Annotated in this window: 20 protein-coding genes; all 20 read left to right on the top strand. The window is 41.1% G+C overall.

What is annotated here, in order from left to right; translation table 11 throughout:
* Positions 1-22: 22 nt before the first annotated feature.
* The 20 genes from PQ477_RS19970 (at position 23) to dapA (ending at position 21,919) form a co-directional block, all read left to right on the top strand.
* A complete protein-coding gene (locus tag PQ477_RS19970; protein ID WP_412766063.1) occupies positions 23-4,315 on the top strand; it encodes a PolC-type DNA polymerase III in 4,293 nt (1,430 codons plus the stop codon).
* Between the two features lie 206 nt (positions 4,316-4,521).
* Positions 4,522-4,992, top strand: a complete 471-nt coding sequence (gene rimP / locus PQ477_RS19965) for a ribosome maturation factor RimP (protein ID WP_035398484.1) — start codon at positions 4,522-4,524, stop codon at positions 4,990-4,992.
* Between the two features lie 27 nt (positions 4,993-5,019).
* Entirely contained in the window at positions 5,020-6,117 is a 1,098-nt protein-coding gene (nusA, locus tag PQ477_RS19960) for a transcription termination factor NusA (RefSeq protein WP_035398482.1), read from the top strand.
* A 21-nt stretch (positions 6,118-6,138) separates the two neighbouring features.
* A complete protein-coding gene (gene rnpM, locus PQ477_RS19955; RefSeq protein WP_038480664.1) occupies positions 6,139-6,414 on the top strand; it encodes an RNase P modulator RnpM in 276 nt (91 codons plus the stop codon).
* Positions 6,411-6,719 carry a YlxQ family RNA-binding protein gene (locus PQ477_RS19950; protein ID WP_035398481.1) on the top strand — a complete coding sequence of 103 codons (309 nt, stop codon included), beginning with the start codon at positions 6,411-6,413 and terminating at the stop codon, positions 6,717-6,719. The genes rnpM and PQ477_RS19950 overlap by 4 nt, the downstream gene beginning before the upstream one ends.
* Before the next feature lie 13 nt (positions 6,720-6,732).
* Positions 6,733-8,916, top strand: a complete 2,184-nt coding sequence (infB, locus tag PQ477_RS19945) for a translation initiation factor IF-2 (protein WP_274272750.1) — start codon at positions 6,733-6,735, stop codon at positions 8,914-8,916.
* The gene (locus PQ477_RS19940; RefSeq protein WP_035398476.1) at positions 8,916-9,197 is read left to right on the top strand and encodes a DUF503 domain-containing protein; all 282 of its coding nucleotides are present in this window, start codon (positions 8,916-8,918) and stop codon (positions 9,195-9,197) included. Before infB ends, PQ477_RS19940 begins: the two co-directional genes overlap by 1 nt.
* Before the next feature lie 84 nt (positions 9,198-9,281).
* A complete protein-coding gene (gene rbfA, locus PQ477_RS19935; RefSeq protein WP_035398475.1) occupies positions 9,282-9,638 on the top strand; it encodes a 30S ribosome-binding factor RbfA in 357 nt (118 codons plus the stop codon).
* 69 nt (positions 9,639-9,707) lie between these two features.
* On the top strand, positions 9,708-10,625 hold the full coding sequence (truB, locus tag PQ477_RS19930; protein WP_144559159.1) for a tRNA pseudouridine(55) synthase TruB: 918 nt from the start codon (positions 9,708-9,710) through the stop codon (positions 10,623-10,625).
* A gap of 12 nt (positions 10,626-10,637) precedes the next feature.
* On the top strand, positions 10,638-11,594 hold the full coding sequence (locus tag PQ477_RS19925) for a bifunctional riboflavin kinase/FAD synthetase (RefSeq protein WP_144559158.1): 957 nt from the start codon (positions 10,638-10,640) through the stop codon (positions 11,592-11,594).
* A 138-nt stretch (positions 11,595-11,732) separates the two neighbouring features.
* Positions 11,733-12,002 carry a 30S ribosomal protein S15 gene (rpsO, locus tag PQ477_RS19920; RefSeq protein WP_035398469.1) on the top strand — a complete coding sequence of 90 codons (270 nt, stop codon included), beginning with the start codon at positions 11,733-11,735 and terminating at the stop codon, positions 12,000-12,002.
* Between the two features lie 164 nt (positions 12,003-12,166).
* Positions 12,167-14,317 carry a polyribonucleotide nucleotidyltransferase gene (pnp, locus tag PQ477_RS19915; RefSeq protein WP_144559157.1) on the top strand — a complete coding sequence of 717 codons (2,151 nt, stop codon included), beginning with the start codon at positions 12,167-12,169 and terminating at the stop codon, positions 14,315-14,317.
* A 108-nt stretch (positions 14,318-14,425) separates the two neighbouring features.
* Complete coding sequence (locus tag PQ477_RS19910; RefSeq protein ID WP_274272749.1) at positions 14,426-15,427, top strand: polysaccharide deacetylase family protein; 1,002 nt, start codon at positions 14,426-14,428, stop codon at positions 15,425-15,427.
* A complete protein-coding gene (locus PQ477_RS19905) occupies positions 15,420-16,664 on the top strand; it encodes a M16 family metallopeptidase (protein WP_144559155.1) in 1,245 nt (414 codons plus the stop codon). Before PQ477_RS19910 ends, PQ477_RS19905 begins: the two co-directional genes overlap by 8 nt.
* Positions 16,665-16,711: 47 nt before the next feature.
* The gene (locus PQ477_RS19900) at positions 16,712-16,957 is read left to right on the top strand and encodes a YlmC/YmxH family sporulation protein (RefSeq protein ID WP_035398935.1); all 246 of its coding nucleotides are present in this window, start codon (positions 16,712-16,714) and stop codon (positions 16,955-16,957) included.
* A gap of 162 nt (positions 16,958-17,119) precedes the next feature.
* Positions 17,120-18,007: a dipicolinic acid synthetase subunit A gene (gene dpaA / locus PQ477_RS19895; protein WP_144559154.1), complete on the top strand. Its 888-nt coding sequence runs from the start codon at positions 17,120-17,122 to the stop codon at positions 18,005-18,007.
* Between the two features lie 21 nt (positions 18,008-18,028).
* On the top strand, positions 18,029-18,607 hold the full coding sequence (dpaB, locus tag PQ477_RS19890; RefSeq protein WP_035398939.1) for a dipicolinate synthase subunit B: 579 nt from the start codon (positions 18,029-18,031) through the stop codon (positions 18,605-18,607).
* 110 nt (positions 18,608-18,717) lie between these two features.
* Positions 18,718-19,773: an aspartate-semialdehyde dehydrogenase gene (gene asd, locus PQ477_RS19885; protein ID WP_144559153.1), complete on the top strand. Its 1,056-nt coding sequence runs from the start codon at positions 18,718-18,720 to the stop codon at positions 19,771-19,773.
* A gap of 3 nt (positions 19,774-19,776) precedes the next feature.
* Entirely contained in the window at positions 19,777-20,991 is a 1,215-nt protein-coding gene (dapG, locus tag PQ477_RS19880) for an aspartate kinase (RefSeq protein ID WP_060704015.1), read from the top strand.
* 70 nt (positions 20,992-21,061) lie between these two features.
* Positions 21,062-21,919 (top strand): 4-hydroxy-tetrahydrodipicolinate synthase, encoded by an 858-nt coding sequence (gene dapA / locus PQ477_RS19875; protein WP_412766070.1) that lies wholly within the window; start codon positions 21,062-21,064, stop codon positions 21,917-21,919.
* Positions 21,920-22,081: the final 162 nt, after the last annotated feature.

The following is a 22,081-nucleotide window of genomic DNA, read 5'->3' as shown; positions in this document are numbered from 1 at the left end:
TTGCACGGGGGAGTGATTTTTAGTGAACAATGAGATGGGATCAAGAGAAGAACGCCTTCGTTTATTACTCGAACAATTACAAGTCCCGACAGATGGACATACCTATTTCGAAAACGGCTATATAAAAAAATTGGCGATCACGCGAGAGACGAAATCGTGGCATTTTTATATTCATTTGCAAACGGTACTTCCAGCTGATTTAGCTCAACTGTTTAGATCGAAATTAGAAGTAACGTTTAAAGAAATTGCTAAAGCAACTTGTACATTTACGTACGATCATAACGAGATGACAGTAGACGCTTGGAACAACTACTGGCCAATCATTATGAGTGAGTTTTCGCTATTGTCACCACCTCTTGCATCTGCACTACAAAAGCAAACGCCAGATATGAGCAAAGGCACACTGGCACTTGTTGCACAAAATGATGCAGAGGGTCAAGCAATGAAGCGGAAGCTCGTTGAACCGTTCAAACAAATTTGTACTCGTTATGGTTTGCCGACGATTCCATTGCACATATCGGTGGAAGAATCAAAAGAAGCGTATGATGAATTTGTACGAAAGCGCCAAGAAGAAGATCATTCTAAAGTCGTGGAAGCAATGCTTGAGAAAAAACGTCAAGAGGAAGAGATGACGAAACAAGTTTCGGCTGCGAATTTATCAATGGGCTATCCAATTAAAGATGACCCTATTCCTCTTGAAGCGATTGTGGATGAAGAGCGAAGAATTACGGTTCAAGGATATGTGTTTGCTGCAGAGACCCGAGAGCTAAGAAGTGGTCGAACGCTGTTAACGTTTAAAATTACAGATTACACCGATTCGATATTAGTAAAAATGTTTTCACGTGATAAAGAAGATATTCCGATTTTACAAGCAGTGAAAAAAGGCATGTGGATGAAGGTCCGTGGAGGTATCCAAAACGATACATTCGTTCGCGATCTTGTGATGATTGCGAATGATTTTAATCAAATAACGCCTAAATCTCGTATTGATACAGCAGAAGAAAAGCGAGTCGAACTGCATACTCATTCAACGATGAGCCAAATGGATGGAATGGCATCGGTTGGTCAATATGTGGAACAAGCAGCGAAATGGGGACATAGTGCGGTAGCGATTACGGATCATGGTGTTGTACAAGCCTTTCCTGAAGCCTATAACGCTAGTAAAAAGCACGGAATAAAAGTTATTTTTGGAATGGAAGCCAATATTGTTGATGACGGCGTACCTATTGCCTACAATTCAGATCATCGTAAGCTATTGGATGAAGAATATGTTGTATTCGACGTAGAGACAACAGGTTTGTCTGCTGTATACAATACGGTTATTGAGCTGGCGGCAGTCAAAATTAAAAATGGAGAAATTGTTGATACATTTGAATCGTTTGCTGACCCTAAAGAGCCACTATCGTCAACGATCATTGACTTAACAGGGATAACTGATGACATGCTTCAAGGCGCTCCTGACCCGTTAGACGTACTCAAGCAATTCAAAGAATTTGCAGGAAACGGAACGATTGTTGCCCATAATGCGAGCTTTGATATCGGCTTCTTAAATGTGGGATATAAGAAGATGGGCTTTACAGAAGTGAAAAATCCAGTCATTGATACATTGGAACTGGGTCGTTTTCTTTACCCTGAATTAAAAAATCATCGGTTAAATACATTATGTAAGAAATTCGATATTGAATTAGTCAGCCATCACCGAGCTATATACGATACTCAAGCAACAGCCTATTTATTATGGAAAATGGTAAAAGATGCAGCGGAAAAAGAGATTATGTTTCATGATGAACTGAATAATCATATGGGGCAAGGCAATTTTCATCGACAGCGCCCTTTTCACGCAACCATTCATGTAACGTCTCAAGAAGGATTAAAAAATCTTTACCGACTTGTCACGATGTCTCACGTCAATTATTATTTCCGTACACCAAGAATTCCGCGTTCTGAATTAAGCAAGCATCGAGAAGGTTTGTTTATCGGATCAGCATGTGATAAAGGCGAAGTATTTGAAGGAATGATGCAGAAATCAGCCGACGAAGTTGAAAACATCGCACGATTCTATGATTTCCTAGAGATTCAACCACCGGGTAATTACCGCCACCTTATTGAACGAGAACTGATTAAAGATGAACAGGCTCTTCAAGAAATTATCGGTAAAATTATTTCGTTGGGAGAACAGCTCAACATACCTGTTGTAGCAACGGGCAACGTTCATTACGTTAACGAAAATGACGCAATCTATCGTAAAATTTTAATTGCTTCTCAAGGTGGAGCGAACCCATTAAATCGTCAAGCACTTCCACTTGTTCATTTCCGGACAACAGATGAAATGATGGCTGAGTTTGCATTTCTTGGAGAAGAAAAAGCTCACGACCTCGTTGTGACAAATTCGAATCGTATTGCAAACGAAGTTGGAGAGGTTCACCCTATTCCGGACGAATTATACGCACCAAAAATTGAAGGTGCAGATGATGAAATGCGCGAAATGAGCTATGGAAGAGCAAGAGCTATATACGGAAATCCGCTTCCTGAAATTGTTGAGGCACGACTAGAAAAAGAACTTAACAGTATTATTGGACACGGCTTCGCAGTTATTTATTTAATTTCACAGAAGCTTGTTAAAAAATCACTTGATGATGGCTATCTGGTAGGTTCCCGTGGTTCCGTTGGTTCTTCATTTGTCGCAACCATGACGGAAATTACTGAAGTCAACCCTCTACCGCCACACTATGTTTGCCCGAACTGCCAGCACTCGCATTTTTTCGATGATGGTTCTGTTGCGTCTGGGTATGATTTGCCAGATGCAAACTGTCCTGAATGCGGATCGGCTTATCAAAAAGATGGTCAAGATATCCCGTTTGAAACGTTTCTAGGCTTCAAAGGAGATAAAGTACCCGATATTGATTTGAACTTTTCTGGTGAGTATCAGCCGAGAGCCCATGCGTATACGAAAGACTTGTTTGGTGAGGAATATGTCTATCGAGCTGGAACAATCGGTACGGTTGCCGAAAAGACTGCGTACGGTTTTGTGAAAGGCTATCAAGGTGATCACGATTTGTTAATGAGAGGAGCAGAAATTGACCGGCTCGTTTCAGGTTGTACCGGTGTTAAACGAACGACTGGACAACATCCAGGCGGAATTATCGTTGTGCCGGATTATAAAGACATTCACGATTTTTCACCTATACAATATCCAGCAGACGACAAAAACTCAGAGTGGAAAACCACTCATTTTGATTTCCATTCAATTCACGACAATCTTCTGAAACTCGATATTCTTGGACACGATGATCCAACGGCAATTCGAATGCTTCAAGATTTAAGTGGTATTGATCCAAAGACGATTCCAACGGATGACCCAGACGTTATGAAAATATTTGCCTCTCCAGACATTTTAGGCGTAACAGAAGAGCAGATTATGTGTAAGACGGGAACTTTAGGCATTCCTGAATTTGGAACACGTTTCGTTCGTCAAATGCTCGAAGAAACAAAGCCGAGCACATTCTCTGAACTTCTGCAAATTTCTGGGTTATCCCACGGTACGGATGTATGGCTTGGTAACGCGAATGAATTGATTTATAATGGTACGTGTGAATTGAAAGACGTTATTGGGTGTCGTGATGATATTATGGTCTATTTAATATACAAAGGGCTAGAGTCGTCATTGGCATTTAAAATTATGGAATTTGTTCGTAAAGGAAAAGGACTTCAGCCTGAATGGGTTGAAGAAATGAAAAAGCATGATGTGCCAGATTGGTACATTGATTCCTGTACGAAAATAAAATATATGTTCCCTAAAGCCCATGCAGCGGCATACGTATTAATGGCCGTACGAATTGCATATTTCAAAGTGCATCATCCTATCCTTTATTATGCTACGTATTTTACGGTACGAGCAGATGATTTTGAGATGGACGTGATGATAAAAGGATCAAGTTCGATTCGTGCTAAAATCGATGAAATTAATGCAAAAGGCTTAGACGCTGCGCCAAAAGAGAAAGCTGTCCTAACAGTACTTGAACTTTCTCTTGAGATGTGTGAACGCGGCTTTGGTTTCCAAAAAGTCGATCTTTATAAATCGTCAGCAACCGAATTCATTGTGGATGGCGATACGTTACTTCCGCCGTTTAATTCATTAAACGGAGTTGGTACAAACGCGGCGCTTAATATTGTGAAAGCAAGAGAAAATGGTCACTTTTTGTCAAAAGAGGATCTACAGCAACGAGCGAAGTTGACAAAAACAGTTGTCGAGAATTTATCTGATCACGGATGTTTACACGATCTTCCTGAATCAAATCAGCTATCACTATTTTAAGAAAAAGAACAAGCCTTGCGCGAGGCTCTATCCTGTGATAAAATCGTTTATGGTAATAGTTAGCATACGGAATGATGAAAGAGTGGGGCAACCCACTCTTTTTGTTCGCAACTCGCTAGGCGCATGAAAAGTTGGATATGCCTGATGACGTATGCTGGTTATAGGCATACGTTTTTTTATTATGTGATAAAAGGAGGGACAGATGTTTGAGTAAAATTGTCTCTAGTAAAGTGGAACAATTGGTCCTTCCAATTGTAGACGACTTACAGCTTGAATTAGTAGAAGTAGAATACAAAAAAGAAGGGCCGAACTGGTTTTTACGCGTTTATATTGATTCAGATAAAGGCGTTGATCTAGATGACTGCGAAAAGGTCAGCGAAAAGCTTAGTGAACAGCTAGACGAAGCGGATCCTATTAAAGAAGCTTATTTTCTTGAAGTATCTTCACCAGGGGCAGAGCGTCCATTAAAGAAAAAAGCAGACGTGGAGAAAGCGGTTGGAAAAGGCGTTTACATCACAACATACGAACCTTTAAATGGCGAAAAAACGTTTGAAGGTACGCTGAAAGCTTTTGAAGATGATCAGCTTACAGTTGATACAAAAGTGAAAACACGTACTGTGACGTATACTATTCCATACGATAAAATTGCGAATATCCGTTTATCGATTCTGTTCTAGGTTAAGAAAACGAAGGAGGTGCTTTCCATGAATAGCGAATTTATGGAAGCTTTAACAACCCTTGAAGCTGACAAAGGGATTAAAAAGGAAGTCATCATAGAAGCGATTGAAGCAGCACTTATTTCTGGTTATAAACGGAATTTCGGGCAAGCACAAAACGTTCGCGTTGATGTGAACCGTACGAACGGAAGCATCCGCGTGTTTGCACGTAAAGTCGTTGTCGAAGAAGTGTTTGATAAAAGACTAGAAATTTCAGAGGAAGAAGCACAAGGGATTAATCAAAACTTTGAAGTAGACGACGTTGTCGAAATCGAAGTCACGCCGAAAGACTTTGGCCGAATTGCAGCCCAAACGGCAAAGCAAGTTGTAACGCAGCGTGTGCGTGAAGCAGAGCGTGGCATTATTTATTCAGACTTTATTGATCGTGAAGAAGACATTATGAATGGAATTGTGCAAAGGCAAGATCACCGCTTTATTTATGTTGATCTCGGTAAAGTAGAAGCACTATTACCATTAACAGAACAAATGCCAAACGAAGTATACCGCCATAATGATCGTATTAAGGCTTATATTACGAAAGTCGAAAAAACAACAAAAGGACCACAAATTTTAATTTCCCGTACTCATCCTGGTTTATTAAAGCGATTATTTGAACTAGAAGTACCGGAAATTTACGACGGAACCGTTGAAATTAAATCCGTATCACGAGAAGCTGGTGATCGTTCAAAGATTGCTGTTCATTCTGAAAACCCTGAAGTCGATTCTGTTGGTGCATGTGTTGGACAAAGAGGCCAACGTGTTCAAACCATTGTGGACGAACTTAAAGGGGAAAAAATTGATATTGTTGAATGGTCTGAAGATCCAGTTGTTTACATCGCAAACGCTCTAAGCCCAGCGAAAGTTATGCGTGTGAATGTAAACGAAGAGGAGAAAATGACTCAAGTCATCGTACCTGATTATCAGCTTTCTCTAGCAATCGGAAAACGTGGTCAAAATGCGCGTTTAGCAGCCAAATTAACCGGTTGGAAAATCGATATCAAAAACGAAACAGAAGCTAGAGAGTTAGGACTACTTGACGCTGAGGAAACCCTAGATGAAGATCTTCTTGAACAAGAGCTAGATTAATCGAATAAGGCGGGGGTCAAGATGAAGCAACGAAAAATACCGCTTAGAAAATGTATCGTCACAAACGAAATGAAGCCTAAAGGTGAACTGATTCGAATTGTCCGAACACCTGAAGGAACTGTAGAGCTAGACCCGACTGGTAAAAAGAACGGTCGAGGAGCCTACTTATCACACGATGAAGATGTATTTGAGCTGGCGAAAAAAAGAAATAGTTTGACACGACACTTACAAGTGAACGTAACGGCTGAAGTGTATGATCAGCTTTTAACTGACTTAAAGAAGGTTAAAAAGAAATGAACCCTAACCAACACTATTTATCATTACTCGGGCTTTGTATGCGTGCAGGGGAGCTTGTAACAGGAGAAGAATTAACGTTAGAAGCAGTCCGCAAAAAGAATGTAGCGCTTGTATTACTAGCTAGTGATGCAAGTGAAAATACAGCAAAAAAAGTGCGAGATAAATGTAGCTATTATCATGTTCCCCTTTTTGCCGTTAGTGATCGTTACGAACTCGGTTCTGCAATAGGGAAAGAAGCACGTGTTGTAATAGGCATACGAAGTAAAGGGTTTGCTAAGAAAATTGCTGCATTACTGAACCAATAATGGAGGTATGTATATGTCAAAAATGCGAATTCATGAATACGCAAAAGCAAATAATGTTCAAAGCAAACAATTAATCGAAAAGCTAAAAGCGATGGGTGAAACTGTGTCAAACCATATGTCGACTGTGGAAGAGGAGACATTAAAGAAAGCCAACCAACAAGTACAGGCTTCTGGAGGAAATGGAGATCAAAAAAGTATGAACAAAAAAACAGATGATCGACCGAACGATAAGAAACCAGCAGGCCAAGAACAACGAGGCGCGCAAAAGCAAGGCAATGCGACTCAAGGTGGAAACCGTGGTCCAAATAACCGCACTCAAGGGAATCGTCCTGGTGGTGGCGGAAACCGCACTCAAGGAAGACCTGGAAATAACAACCGACGCAATCAAGGTCGTGGGAAGAAGCGTGGCGGACCACAAAACCGTCCAAATCACCAACAAATGCCTTTACCTGAAAAAATTATGATTTCAGGTAGCTTAAGCGTAAGTGAACTTGCAGCGAAACTCCACCGTGAAGCATCTGAATTGATTAAAAAACTAATGAAGCTTGGTGTAATGGCGACGATTAATCAAGAACTCGATAAAGATACAATCGAGCTACTTGCTGCTGATTACGGCGTAGCAGTTGAAGAAGAAGTATTTGTAGATGAGCTTGATATTGAGCTTTATGATAGCGAAGATAAAGAAGAAGAATTGCAAGAGCGCCCGCCAGTCGTAACGATTATGGGTCACGTCGACCACGGGAAAACAACGTTGCTTGACTCTATTCGTAACACAAAAGTAACAGCAGGTGAGGCTGGCGGTATTACGCAGCACATCGGAGCGTATCAAATTGAGCAAAACAATAAAAAGATTACATTCTTAGATACACCTGGACACGCTGCATTTACGACGATGCGTGCACGTGGTGCGCAAGTAACGGATATCGCTATTATTGTTGTAGCAGCTGATGACGGTGTCATGCCTCAAACAAAAGAAGCGATTAGCCATGCGAAAGCGGCAGAAGTGCCAATTATTATCGCTGTCAACAAAATGGATAAAGAAACTGCCAATCCAGACCGTGTTATGCAAGAATTAACAGAGTATGAACTTGTTCCTGAAGCGTGGGGCGGGGATACTATTTTTGTTAACGTATCCGCATTAAATGGAGACGGCATTGACGAGCTGATTGAAATGATTCTACTTGTTTCTGAGGTAGAAGAGCTAAAAGCAAATCCTGATAAGCTTGCTACAGGTACTGTTGTAGAAGCACAGCTTGACAAAGGTCGTGGCCCTGTTGCAACACTTCTTGTTCAAAGTGGTACGTTAAACGTTGGAGATGCGGTTGTTGTGGGTAGCACATTCGGTCGTGTCCGAGCATTGGTAAATGATCTTGGTCGCCGTGTGAAAACGGTTGGTCCGTCTGCACCAGTTGAAATAACGGGCTTAAATGAAGTTCCACAAGCAGGCGATCGTTTCCAAGCCTTTAAAGACGAGAAGAAAGCGCGCCAAGTTGGTGAAGGCTTAATGGCTCGTTACCGTGAGCAAAACTTGTCTGAAACATCCAAAGTTAGCTTAGATGATCTCTTTAATCAAATCCAGCAAGGGGATATTAAAGATATTAACGTCATTATTAAAGCGGATGTTCAAGGTTCGGTTGAAGCAATGAAAGGATCACTGGAAAAAATTGATGTCGCTGGTGTAAAAGTAAATATTATTCACACAGGTGCTGGCGCCATTACAGAGTCCGATATTATTTTAGCTTCTGCATCAAATGCTATTGTCATTGGATTTAATGTTCGTCCAGATGTGAATGCGAAGCGTGTAGCTGAAGCTGAAAATGTAGATATTCGTCTACACCGTGTTATCTATAACGCAATAGATGAAATTGAGCAAGCGATGAAAGGCGCACTTGATCCTGAGTTTGAAGAAAAAGTCATTGGTCAGGTAGAGGTTCGTACAACGTTCAAAGTATCGAAAATCGGTACAATTGCAGGTTCGTACGTAACCGAAGGAAAAATCACGCGTAACTCAGCTGTTCGCTTAATCCGTGACGGAATTGTTGTCTATGAAGGTGAACTGAACGCATTAAAACGTTTTAAAGATGATGCGAAAGAGGTTGCTGCAGGGTACGAGTGTGGTATTACTCTTGAGAAGTTTAACGACATTAAAGAAGGCGACATTATTGAAGCCTATGTGATGGAAGAAGTTAAGCGCTAATGCACGTTGCGGTTGTCCGTTGTGAATGCTTTATCTTTATGGCGCAGTCTTTAAAGGATAAACGATCTGTTGTTAAAAGCATTGTAACGAGAATGCGGCAACGATTAAATGTTAGTGTAGCTGAAACTGACCACCAAAATGTATGGCAGCGAGCAGAGCTAACTATCGCTGCAGTCGGTTCATCTAGACAAAGCGTCGAAACAGAACTACAAAAAGCGCTCGATCTTCTTGATCGACATGGTGAGGCAGAGCGTACTTTAACCGACTGGGAATGGGTTTAATCTGTCCTAAAAAAGGGCACTCCATGAGAGTAGGATCGAACCAAATGGGTTCGATGAATAGTCAGATAGATAGAGGTGAAAGTCATGGCGAACAATCGTGCTGAACGAGTTGGCGAACAAATGAAGAAAGAACTTAGCGACATTCTTCTACGTGAAATTAAAGATCCACGGGTAAAATTTGTGACCATTACAGGTGTGGATGTAACCGGAGATCTTCAACAAGCAACGGCGTTTATTACCGTTCTTGGGAACGAAGAAGAACAAAAAGCGACTCTCGCTGGTTTAGAAAAGGCAAAAGGATTCATTCGTTCCGAGATCGGAAAAAGAATTCGTCTTCGAAAAACCCCGGAGCTAAGTTTCTCAATTGATGAGTCAATTCAATACGGTAATCGAATTGAGTCGCTTTTACGAGAAGTGAAAAGCGAAAACGAAAGTCAGTAAAAAAAGTGAGGGTGGCAAACATTGCTATCCTCATTTTTTACATAACGTTAAGTGAAAGGAATCGTTTTGATGGATGCAGGAATAGTAGCTTTGTATAAACCAAGAGGGATGACGTCCCACGACTGTGTAAATCGTATTCGTCGGTTGTACAAAACAAAGAAAGTTGGACACACTGGGACTCTTGACCCAGAAGTTGATGGCGTGCTGCCAATTTGTATTGGCAAAGCGACGAAAGTGGCTGAGTATATGTCTGACTTCGATAAGACCTATACTGGCGATGTCACATTAGGATTTACGACGACTACTGAGGATGCTTATGGAGAAGTAGTAGAACGGCTTCCTGTTCTTCAATCTGTCTCTAGTGACCAGATTGAAGCAGTCCTCGCGCAATTTCGAGGTGCTATCATGCAGACACCTCCTTACTATTCAGCTGTTAAAGTGAATGGGAAAAGATTGTATGAATATGCAAGGAAAGGTATTGAAGTAGACAGACCAACGCGGCAAGTGAACATTCATCAATTAACTTTAACCAATGTAGAAGAAGCGAAAGAAGACACGCAACGTTTTTCTTTTGATGTGCGCTGCAGCAAAGGCACCTATGTCCGAACGTTAGCAGTGGATATAGGTGCTGCCCTGGGTTTCCCCTCTCATATGTCTTCTCTTACTAGGACGGCTTCTGGCTCATTTGAGCTGGCCAACACCATTACATTTGATACGTTGGAGGAGCTGTCGCTAGAAGAACGGTACGAGAAACTGTATCCGTTTGATCATGCATTGACAAATTTTCCGAAAAGAACGGCTGACCGAGCTCTCGAACAACGAATAAAAAATGGTGCTGTCTTAGCGAACGAAGACCAAATTTTTGGAGACACGCGCTTTTTATTTTATAATGAGGATGGAGAATGTCTTGCGCTTTATCAACCTCACCCGACAAAAGAAGGCTTGATGAAGCCAGAAAAGCTTTTCTCTCAGGCAGCAGGACTTTAGGAGGGTCATGGAATGAAGCTTATAAAAATTGATTTAGATCATATGGACAAACAGGAGTGGACGAAAGAAGCCGCTCGTACTGTTTTGGCGATTGGTTATTTTGATGGTGTCCATAAAGGGCACCAAACCGTTATAAAAAAAGCAATAGATGAAGCAAGCGCAAGAGGGATTGAAGCAGCGGTGATGACGTTCTTCCCCCATCCTAAAGAGGTTCTTGGTAAACCAGAAGTACCTATGCGCTATTTAACCCCTTTTGATTCAAAGATTGAACGTTTAAAAGCGCTTGGTGTTGACCGGATTTATGCGGTGCGTTTCACGCCATCATTTTCTAAGTTAACACCACAACAATTTGTCGATGACTTTATTGTGTCCCTTCATGTTGAGCATGTCGTTGCAGGGTTTGATTTTACATACGGTGTAAAAGGTGCAGGAACGATGGAGCAGCTTGGCGACTATGCGAAAGAGCGCTTCACGTATAGTATTATTGACAAAGTAACCGATGAAGACGAAAAGATTTCATCGACACGCATTCGCCAAGAATTAGAGGAAGGTGATGTTCAAAGAGCATCGTTTCTTCTTGGCTATCCGTACAAAGTAAAAGGCGAGGTTATCCATGGAGATGCGAGAGGGCGTTTACTCGGTTTCCCGACTGCAAACGTAAGTGCTGCTGAGCGCTATCATATACCGAAAACGGGTGTATATGTTGTTGCTTTCTATGTAAAGGGAAACAAGTATACGGGGATGGCTAATGTTGGCTACAAACCAACTTTTGTAGACAATTTACCAGAACCAAGTGTGGAAGTAAACCTCTTTCATTTTGCCGAGGACATATACGGAGAAATTGTTGAAGTTGAGTTCCTTAAGTGGATTCGAGCAGAACAAAAGTTTAACGGTATTGATGAAATCAAAGCTCAGCTCACCCGTGATCAAGAAACGAGTTTACGATGGCTTGAGGAGAACATACACTAAGACACTTGCATTTTAACAAGCAACCGTCTATAATAACTAATGTTCACTGAAGTTTTCAGAGGACAGCCCGCTTCTTGGCAAAACGATTCACCAACGTTTGCTCGGAAACTAGGGTTACATTACAAGGAGGTGGCTCTAATGGCTTTAACACAAGAGCGTAAAAATGAACTAATTGCAGACTTCAAAACACACGACACGGACACTGGTTCTCCAGAAGTTCAAGTGGCGATTTTAACAGAGCAAATTAATTCATTAAACGATCATTTACGTACACACAAGAAAGATCACCACTCACGTCGCGGTCTTTTGAAAATGGTTGGACAACGTCGTAATTTGTTAACGTATTTGCGTAAAAAAGATGTTACGCGTTACCGTAACTTAGTTGACAAACTTGGCTTACGTCGATAAGGTTTGTAAAAGCGGGGGATGTTCTCCCGCTTTTTTCTTCATGTGAAAAACAATGGAATCTAAAAAACATTGAAACAGCTGTAATTCGCTCTTTTAAACTTACGCTGTTTCGGTCATAATAAAGAATGAGAATTTTTTTAGATGTACGAGAGGAGTACACATACATGGATCAAGAACGTCACGAGTTTACAATCAACTGGGCTGGACGTACATTCAGCGTTGAAGTTGGTCAACTCGCAAAACAAGCAAATGGTGCAGTTCTTGTCCGTTATGGTGAGACTGCGGTTTTATCGACAGCAACAGCGTCGAAGGAACCTAAAGATCTACCATTCTTTCCACTAACGGTCAATTATGAAGAACGTTTATATGCAGCAGGAAAAATACCAGGAGGGTTTATTAAACGTGAAGGGCGTCCAAGTGAACAAGCGATTTTAACAAGTCGTTTAATTGATCGTCCGATTCGTCCATTATTCCCTGATGGGTTTCGAAATGAAGTACAAGTCATTAGCATCGTCATGAGTTCTGATCAAAGCGCATCGTCAGAAATGGCTGCAATGATTGGTTCTTCTCTAGCTTTGTCTGTTTCAGATATTCCTTTTGGTGGCCCAATTGCTGGGGTAACGGTAGGTCGTATTAATGGCGAATTTATTATGAACCCTACTCCTGCTCAATTAGCAGAGAGTGATATTGAACTAATTGTTGCTGGTACAAAAGAAGCCATCAATATGGTTGAAGCAGGTGCGAAAGAAGTACCTGAAGAAGTGATGTTAGAAGCAATTCTAGCTGGTCATGAAAATATTAAAGAAATGATTGCGTTCCAAGAAAAAATTGTGGAAGCATGCGGAAAAGAAAAAAGCGAGCTGAAATTAAAAACATTTGATGCTGAGCTGGAAAATGCCCTTAGAGAAACCGTAGAGGCACAAATTAAAGAAGCTGTTCGTGTGGAAGAAAAGCACGCTCGTCAAGATGCGATTGATGCTGTCATCAAAGCACAAGTAGAGCGTTATGAAGAAGACGAAACAGTTGAAGTAAGTGAAGTCAAAGGCATTTTACAAATGTTTGTAAAAGAAGAAGTTCGTCGTCTTATTACCGTTGATAAGGTTCGTCCTGATGGCCGTGGTGTAGACGAAATTCGCCCACTTGATTCACAGATTCATATGCTGCCACGTACACATGGTTCAGGCTTGTTTACACGTGGACAAACTCAAGCGTTAAGTATTTGTACTTTAGGTGCACTAGGAGATGTTCAGATTTTGGACGGCCTTGGCATTGAAGAAACGAAGCGATTTATGCACCATTATAATTTCCCGCAATTTAGCGTTGGTGAAACAGGTCCCATTCGTGCTCCAGGACGTCGTGAAATTGGCCACGGTGCGTTAGGTGAACGAGCGCTTGAGCAAGTTATTCCTTCGGAGCAAGAGTTTCCTTACACGATCCGTCTTGTATCAGAAGTGCTTGAATCAAACGGTTCAACGTCTCAAGCAAGTATTTGTGCGAGTACCCTTGCAATGATGGATGCAGGTGTTCCAATTAAAGCCCCAGTAGCAGGTATTGCAATGGGTCTCGTGAAGCAAGGCGACCATATGACTGTACTGACAGATATCCAAGGGATGGAAGATGCCTTAGGTGACATGGACTTTAAAGTAGCAGGAACAGCGACAGGTATTACTGCGTTGCAAATGGATATTAAAATTTCTGGTATAAACCGAGAAGTACTTGAACAAGCCCTTGATCAAGCAAAACAAGGACGCTTGAAAATTCTTGATAATATGTTGACGGCTATTCAAGAACCGCGTAAAGAACTTTCGGACTATGCGCCGAAAATTTTAACATTAGCCATTAACCCTGATAAGATTCGTGATGTCATTGGACCAAGCGGTAAAGTCATTAACAAGATTATCGAAGAAACAAATGTAAAGATTGACATCGAACAAGATGGCACGGTTTATATTTCTTCCCTTGACTCTGAGATGAACCGAAAAGCAAAACAAATCATTGAAGACCTTGTACGTGAAGTTGAAGTTGGAAAAACGTACACAGGTAAAGTAAAGCGAATTGAAAAATTCGGTGCGTTCCTTGAAATTTTCAAAGGCAAAGATGGTTTACTACACATTTCACAAATTGCGGAAGAACGAGTAAACAAGGTTGAGGACATCTTAAAATTAGGTGATGAGCTTGACGTTCGTGTAACGGAGATTGATAATCAAGGTCGTGTTAACTTGTCTCGCAAAGTTCTTTTAAAGGAACAGCGTGAAAAAGAAGAGAAAGAAAATCAAACGCAAGAAGAACAATCTAACGAACAAGAGCAGTCGTAATAGATGGACTAGGAAAATTCCTAGTCTTTTTTGTTTGTTCATTCTAGTTGCCCTTCATAAGACATAGACATGCTAAGAGAAGCTTTTTATGGTTAAGGAGGGGAATAAATGAAGCACAAAGTTATACATGTTATCCTTTGTTCTACGGTAGTTTTACTAGCTCTTGTTGCAATCCAGAACCCGTTTTCAAATCAATATGTGGAAACGGTTAAATTAAACGCGTCTATGATGGTTGAAGCTGTTGAAGATCCACTCTACGAAGCCATTCTTGAACACGCTAATAAAGTGAATATTCCGTCGATAAATGCGAAAATGGATCGGGTTTGGAAGGCGATGCCTGGATACAATGGACTAGAGGTTGACGTTGAAAAATCCTATGATAAGATGAAAGAATCTGGCACATTTAACCAGTCGATGCTTATTTTTAAAGATGCTAAGCCAGAGGTCCATTTAAGTGATTTAGACCCTGCACCAATTTATCGAGGAGTATCAGAGAAACCAATGACTGCCATGCTCATCAATGTAGCTTGGGGAAATGAGTATATCCCTGATATGCTTCGAACACTTCGTCAGCACCAAGTCCACGCAACGTTCTTTTTAGATGGCTCGTGGGTAAAGAAAAATCCCCAATTAGCCATGATGATTAAAGAAGAGGGACACGAAATTGGGAGTCACGCTTATTCCCACCCGCAAATGAGTAAACTAAGTGTAGAAAAAATAGACGAAGAGTTAGAAAAAACAACAGAAGTAATTAAAGCGACAGTAGACGAAACACCTAAGTGGTTTGCCCCGCCCAGTGGTGATTACAATCAGCTTGTTGTTGATCGTGCCCATGCTCACGGTATGAATACGATTATGTGGACGGTTGATACGATTGATTGGAAGAAGCCTGAGGTTCATTCAATGGTCAATCGAGTTGTTCCGAAAATGGAAGCTGGATCAATGTTACTCATGCATCCAACTGAGTCATCATCACAAGGGCTCGACGCGATGATAAAGGGGATAAAAGAGAAGAATTTACTGGTAGGGACGGTTTCTGAACTGATGAGCGAAAACCGTTTGCCACGAAACATGGAAGTAGACATCAATGGGGGTTCAAGTAGTGATTAATAAAAGAGAGCTAAGTAACGGTGTACGAATTATGGCTGAAAAAAACAATACAGTCCGTTCAGTAGCGATTGGCATATGGGTTAAAACAGGTTCTCGTAATGAAGAAAATGAACAGAATGGGATTTCTCACTTTATTGAGCACATGTTGTTTAAAGGAACAAAAACGAGATCGCCACAAGAAATAGCGGAAGCTTTTGACCGAATAGGCGGACAAGTAAACGCCTTTACAGCAAAAGAATATACGTGTTATTACGCCAAAGTGCTAGATGAGCATGCCCACATTGCTGTAGATGTATTACAAGATATGTTTTTTCACTCTGTGTTCGATGAGCAAGAAATAGAACGTGAAAAAAATGTCGTGTTAGAAGAAATACGGATGGTAGAAGATACGCCAGATGATCTTGTGCATGAATTGTTGAGTGAAGCATCATTTGGTCAGTCAACTTTAGCCAATCCGATTCTTGGAACAGAAGAAACGCTTGCAAGCTTTACAAGAGAGCAAATTTTATCGTATATGGACAATTATTATGTAGGTGAGCGTGTTGTGATCTCGGTAGCCGGTCATTACCATGAAGACTTGCTAGCGCAATTAGAAGATACGTTTTCAGCTGTCCCTTCTGCTAAAAAGCAACATCAGCCCCGGGAAGCCATGTTTATTCCTGTACAAAAGCATTTGCAAAAAGAAACAGAACAAGCTCACCTTTGCTTAGCCTATCCTGGTCTTGAAGTTGGCTCCGCTCAAATGTTTAATTTAATTTTATTAAATAACGCTTTAGGTGGAAGTATGTCGAGTCGTTTGTTTCAAGAAATAAGGGAAGAGCGCGGGTTATGTTACTCTGTGTTCTCCTATCACTCTGCCTATGAAAACATCGGCTCGGTAACCGTATATGCAGGTACGCAAATGAATCAGCTACAAGCTTTATCTGAATCAATGAACAACGTATTAGCGCAGATGCAAGCAGAGGGTCTAACAAAAAAAGAATTAGAGAATGGAAAAGAACAGCTAAAAGGCAGTATTATGCTAGGGCTAGAAAGTACAAGTAGCCGTATGAGTCGTAATGGGAAAAACGAGCTACTCTTAAAGAAGCACCAAAGTTTAGATGAACTATTAAATCGAATTAACGATATTTCTTTAGAAGATGTGAACGAATTAGCTCATATACTTTTTAAAGATGCACCTGCTTTATCCATTGTGTCACCAAGCGAAACAATGCCAGATACAATCTTTACGAGATAGTCTAGAATAGCGACAAGCCTCATACGATGAAGAAAGAGGTGATCGTGATGCGATTAAGCGAAATTGCGAATAAAGAAATTATCGATTTCGAAAAAGGGGAACGGCTTGGCATTTTAGGTCAAACAGATGTATTGTTAGATGAGCAATCAGGTGATATTCATGCTTTTGTTGTTCCGGTCTCCAAATGGTATCAATTCAATCGTAAAGATAAAGAAGTGACGGTTTACTGGCAGCAAATTAAAAAGATAGGCCAAGACATGATTATTATTGACACACAATCGTTAAGAAATTAAATACCTTATCCACAACGTTTCGCTTAAAGCGTTGTTGGCAAGCTAGAAGTCTGTCATTTGTGACAGGCTTTTTTCTGTTTGCACGGAATTGTTTTTCTAGACATATGGTAAAGAAGTACGGGTAAATCGTGACGGGTAATTGAACGAGTAGGAGGGCCAATCATGCTTACAGGAATTCATGTTGTAATGATCGGTGGCGATGCAAGGCAGATTGAAATTGTTCGGAAACTATCAACATTAGATGCGCGTGTTTCCCTTGTTGGTTTCGAACAAATAGAGGCAGGCTTTATCGGCGTTAGTAAGGAAGAATTGGATGATATTGATTGGAAGACAGTTGAAGCGATCTTGTTACCAGTAGGAGGCATTGGCAATGACGGCTTTATTAATAGCGTGTTCTCCTCCAATAAAATTAAGCTAGAGGCTAAGCATGTAAAGCAAACATCGGAGTCATGCACGATTTATACAGGAATTACGTCTAATCGGTTAGAGAAAATGGCGAGCCAAGCAAAACGAGATGTTGTGGTACTCATGAACAGAGATGATGTGGCGATTTACAATTCCATTCCCACAGCGGAAGGTGCCGTTATGTTTGTTATTCAGCATACCGATTCAACCATTCATGGTGCCAATGTCGCTGTCTTAGGTCTCGGGCGAATTGGGATGACCATTGCTTCTACGTTCAAAAAACTAGGTGCAACCGTTTCTGTAGGTGATAAAGAGTCAGCGTCACTTGCTAGAGCTTTTCAACTGGGGATGAAGCCGTTCCATTTAGATGACATTAAACAGGCGTTAAAACAAGCGGACGTGGTTATCAATACGGTACCAGCAAAAATTGTGACCTCGAGCGTATTAACTGAAATGATGCAGCATGCGTTTCTATTAGATTTAGCGTCAAAACCAGGTGGCATTGATCATGATTATGCTCAAAAGCGTGGGTTGAAATCTATGATTGTTCCAGGCTTACCAGGTATGGTTGCACCAAAAACAGCTGGAAAAATCCTTGCCAATGTTTTAAGTGATTTATTGCTTGAACAAACACGCGCCCAATAAGAAGGAGAAGGAGTTTAGAACATGTTAAAAGGTAAACATATCGGATTTGGTTTAACAGGCTCCCACTGCACATATGAAGCTGTGTATCCTCAAATTGAAAAACTCGTCCAGTTAGGAGCAAAAGTATCCCCTTTTTTAACATATACAGTTGAGCATACAGATACGAAATTTGGTGATAGTGAAGATTGGATGAAACGGTTAAAAAGCATTACACAAGAACCATTTGTCAACTCCATGGTAAAGGCGGAGCCGTTTGGACCGAAAACACCGTTAGACTTGATGATTATTGCACCTATTACAGGTAATTCAATCTCAAAATTTGCAAATGCTATGACCGATAGTCCTGTTTTAATGGGTGCCAAATCTACACTACGTAATGGTAAGCCGGTATTATTAGGAATTTCGACTAATGATGGTCTTGGTTTAAATGGAGTGAACATCATGAGGCTGATGGCAACGAAAAATATTTTCTTTATCCCTTATGGTCAGGACGACTATAAAAAGAAGCCCAATTCGCTCGTAGCAGACATGAATCAGCTTGTCCCAGCGGCAGAAGCGGCGCTTTCTTATACTCAACTTCAGCCCGTTCTGACGACGTAACCACAAAAATAGGCGCAGGACAGTTGCGTCTTGCTCCTAAATCCCGTAAAGTTTAATAGAGGACAAAGATAAAGAAGATCCACTGCTGAACTTTAGGGAGGAAGAATACCATGACGAACAAATCCTATCAATTAGCCGTTGTCGGTGCTACAGGTGCGGTTGGGCAACAAATGTTAAAAACACTGGAAGAGCGCGATTTTCCAATTTCCACTCTTAAACTATTATCTTCAAAACGATCAGCTGGTAAGACGATTACGTTTCGCGGTCAGCCATATACAGTTGAGGAAGCAACACCAGAATCATTTGAAGGGATCGATATTGCACTTTTTTCTGCTGGCGGTTCTGTTTCAAAAGCGTTAATTCCAGAAGCGGTAAAACGCGGTGTTGTTTGTGTGGATAATACAAGTGCGTTTCGTATGGATAAAGATGTACCACTTGTCGTTCCAGAAGTTAACGAACAAGATTTACAAGCGCACCAAGGAGTTATTGCAAATCCAAACTGTTCAACCATTCAAATGGTTGTTGCCCTTGAACCTATTCGCCAAGCGTATGGTTTAAATAAGGTAGTCGTTTCAACATACCAAGCTGTTTCAGGTGCTGGTCTTGAAGCGGTAGAAGAGATGGAAGCCCAAACAAAAGCGGTACTTGCAGGAGAAGAAGCCTCTGCATCGGTATTGCCAGTTTCAGGTGATAAGAATCATTATCAAATTGCCTTTAATGCTATTCCACAAATTGATTTGTTTCAAGAGAATGGATTTACCTTTGAAGAAATGAAAATGATAAATGAAACAAAGAAAATTATGCATTTACCTTCTCTTGAGGTAGCAGCGACGTGTGTGCGATTGCCAATTGAAACAGGTCACTCAGAGTCTGTTTATTTCGAAACAGAGAAAAGTGGTGCCTCCGCAACAGAAGTAAAAGCACTATTAAGCGACGCTCCTGGTGTAACGTTGCAAGATGATCCGACTAATCAAGTCTATCCAATGGTCACAACAGCGGTAGGAAAGCCGGATGTATTTGTTGGCCGTATTCGCAAAGACTTAGATCGCGATAACGGTTTTCATGCATGGATCGTATCTGACAATCTATTAAAAGGTGCTGCATGGAATTCTGTTCAAATTGCGGAAAGTCTTATTAAACTGAATCTGATTAAAAAGCAGGCATAAGCAATGAAGATAATTGTACAAAAATTCGGTGGCACATCAGTGAAATCAAAAGAATCAAGAGATCTTGCAATTAAACACGTTCAAAATGCAGTAAATGAGGGCTACAAAGTCGTTGTCGTAGTATCAGCAATGGGACGAAGCGGTGACCCTTATGCGACGGATACATTGCTTTCATTAGTTCATAAAGCGCACATTTCCAAGCGTGAGCAAGATATGCTCGTTTCGTGTGGCGAAACGATTTCTGCGGTTGTGTTTTCAGAGCAACTAAACGCTCACGGAGTTCAGGCAGAAGCAATGACGGGCGCAAAGGCTGGTTTTGTAACAAATGAAGAGTTCCAAAATGCAAAAATAAGAGAAATGAAATGTGACCACTTATTAAAAACATTAGAGTCGTCTGACGTTGTGGTGGTAACAGGTTTTCAAGGCCAGTCTAAGAGTGGTGAAACGACGACACTTGGCCGTGGAGGTAGTGATACATCAGCGACGGCAATAGGTGCTGCAGTCCAAGCCGATTACGTTGATATTTTTACCGATGTAGAAGGGGTTATGACAGCTGACCCTCGTATCGTTAAAGACGCCCGGGCGCTTGAGTCAATGTCATACAATGAAATTTGTAATATGGCGTATCAAGGCGCAAAAGTAATACATCCACGGGCGGTGGAAATTGCGATGCAGGCGAAAATTCCGATTCGAGTTCGGTCTACGTATTCTGATTCAGAAGGAACGTTAGTTAATTCAGGGGTTTTAAATCATGGAATGGACATTCATGAGCGAATGATTACAGGTATTGCTCATGTGTCTAATGTAACGCAAATTAAAGTCTCCGCTAAAGAGGGACAATTTGATTTACAAGAGAACGTGTTTAAATCAATGGCGAAAGCTGGAATTAGTGTTGATTTTATAAATATAAGTCCTAGTGGAGTTATGTATACGGTTTTAGACGAAGCGGCTGATGATGCTTTACGAATTTTAACAGAGTTAGGCTACAAGCCACAGCTTCAGCGAGGATGCGCAAAAGTATCAGCTGTTGGAGCAGGAATGACGGGTGTGCCTGGCGTTGCTGCGCGTATTGTCTCAGCTTTAAGCGGAGAAAATATTCAAATCTTACAATCCGCTGACTCGCACACGACCATCTGGGTTCTCGTAAAAAATGAAGACATGAGCAAAGCAGTAAATGCTCTTCACAAAATGTTTCAGCTTAATGAAGTCATCACGTAATTCCGTTAGCGCGTAAATGGAGGGATTGCAAGTGAAACCTACAGGGAAGTACGGACCGCTCTGGACGGCCATGGTAACACCGTTTCATGAGAATGGATCAATCGATTTTAAAGCTTGTGAATCATTAATGGATCATTTAATAGCCACCGGTACAGATGTGCTTGTGGTTGCAGGTACGACTGGTGAGTCGCCGTTTTTAACGCAAGAAGCATGTGAGCAGCTATTTCGTTTTTGTGTTAAGTATGTAAATGGTAGAGTGCCAATCGTTGCTGGTACAGGAACTAATTCCACAAAATCAACAGTTGAACGATCGCTTATGGCTGAGGAAGCAGGTGTAGATGCGATTATGCTTGTAACACCTTACTATAATAAGCCGTCACAAGATGGGTTATATGCTCATTTTCAACATGTCGCTTCGAAAACCTCGCTACCGATTATGCTTTACAATGTTCCAGGCCGCACAGGGTGTAATTTAGAAGCTGAAACAGCGATTCGGTTATCTGCCATTGAATCAATCGTTGCTATTAAAGAAGCGAGTGGGAATTTGGATCAAATAGCGGCTATCATTGAAGGAACGCCAGACTCATTTGCAGTATATAGCGGTGATGATGGGTTAACATTACCCGTCTTAGCGATTGGTGGAGACGGGATTGTGTCTGTTGCTTCCCACGTGCTCGGACAGGAAATGAAACAAATGGTTAACGCATTTCTTGCAGGAAATAAAAAAGATGCCGCAAAGGCTCATAGACAATTACTGCCAGCGATGAAAACCATGTTTTTAGCACCAAATCCTACCTGTGTAAAGTACGCTTTAAATCAGATAGGTGTACACGTTGGTGATGTACAGCTGCCGTTAATTCCACTAAATGCTCTCGAGAAGAAGCAAGTGGATCACGTATTGGCTTCCTTATCAACTGTAAAAAAATAAAACGAACTTTAATGTGAGGCATGTAGAGCAAACAATTTCTTGTTGTTCTGCATGTCTTTTTTTTGTATAGTTACACGGGGTTTAGTTGCAAGAATGTTTCTTTGTCGGAAAAAGAAACAATTTGAAAGGGATCGATATTTTTTGTCGGAGAATCGGTGTTCG

Origin of the sequence: Shouchella hunanensis (assembly GCF_028735875.1) — a bacterium.
GTDB classification, from domain to species: Bacteria; Bacillota; Bacilli; order Bacillales; family Bacillaceae_D; genus Shouchella; species Shouchella hunanensis.
This window is presented reverse-complemented; position numbering and strand designations above follow the sequence as displayed.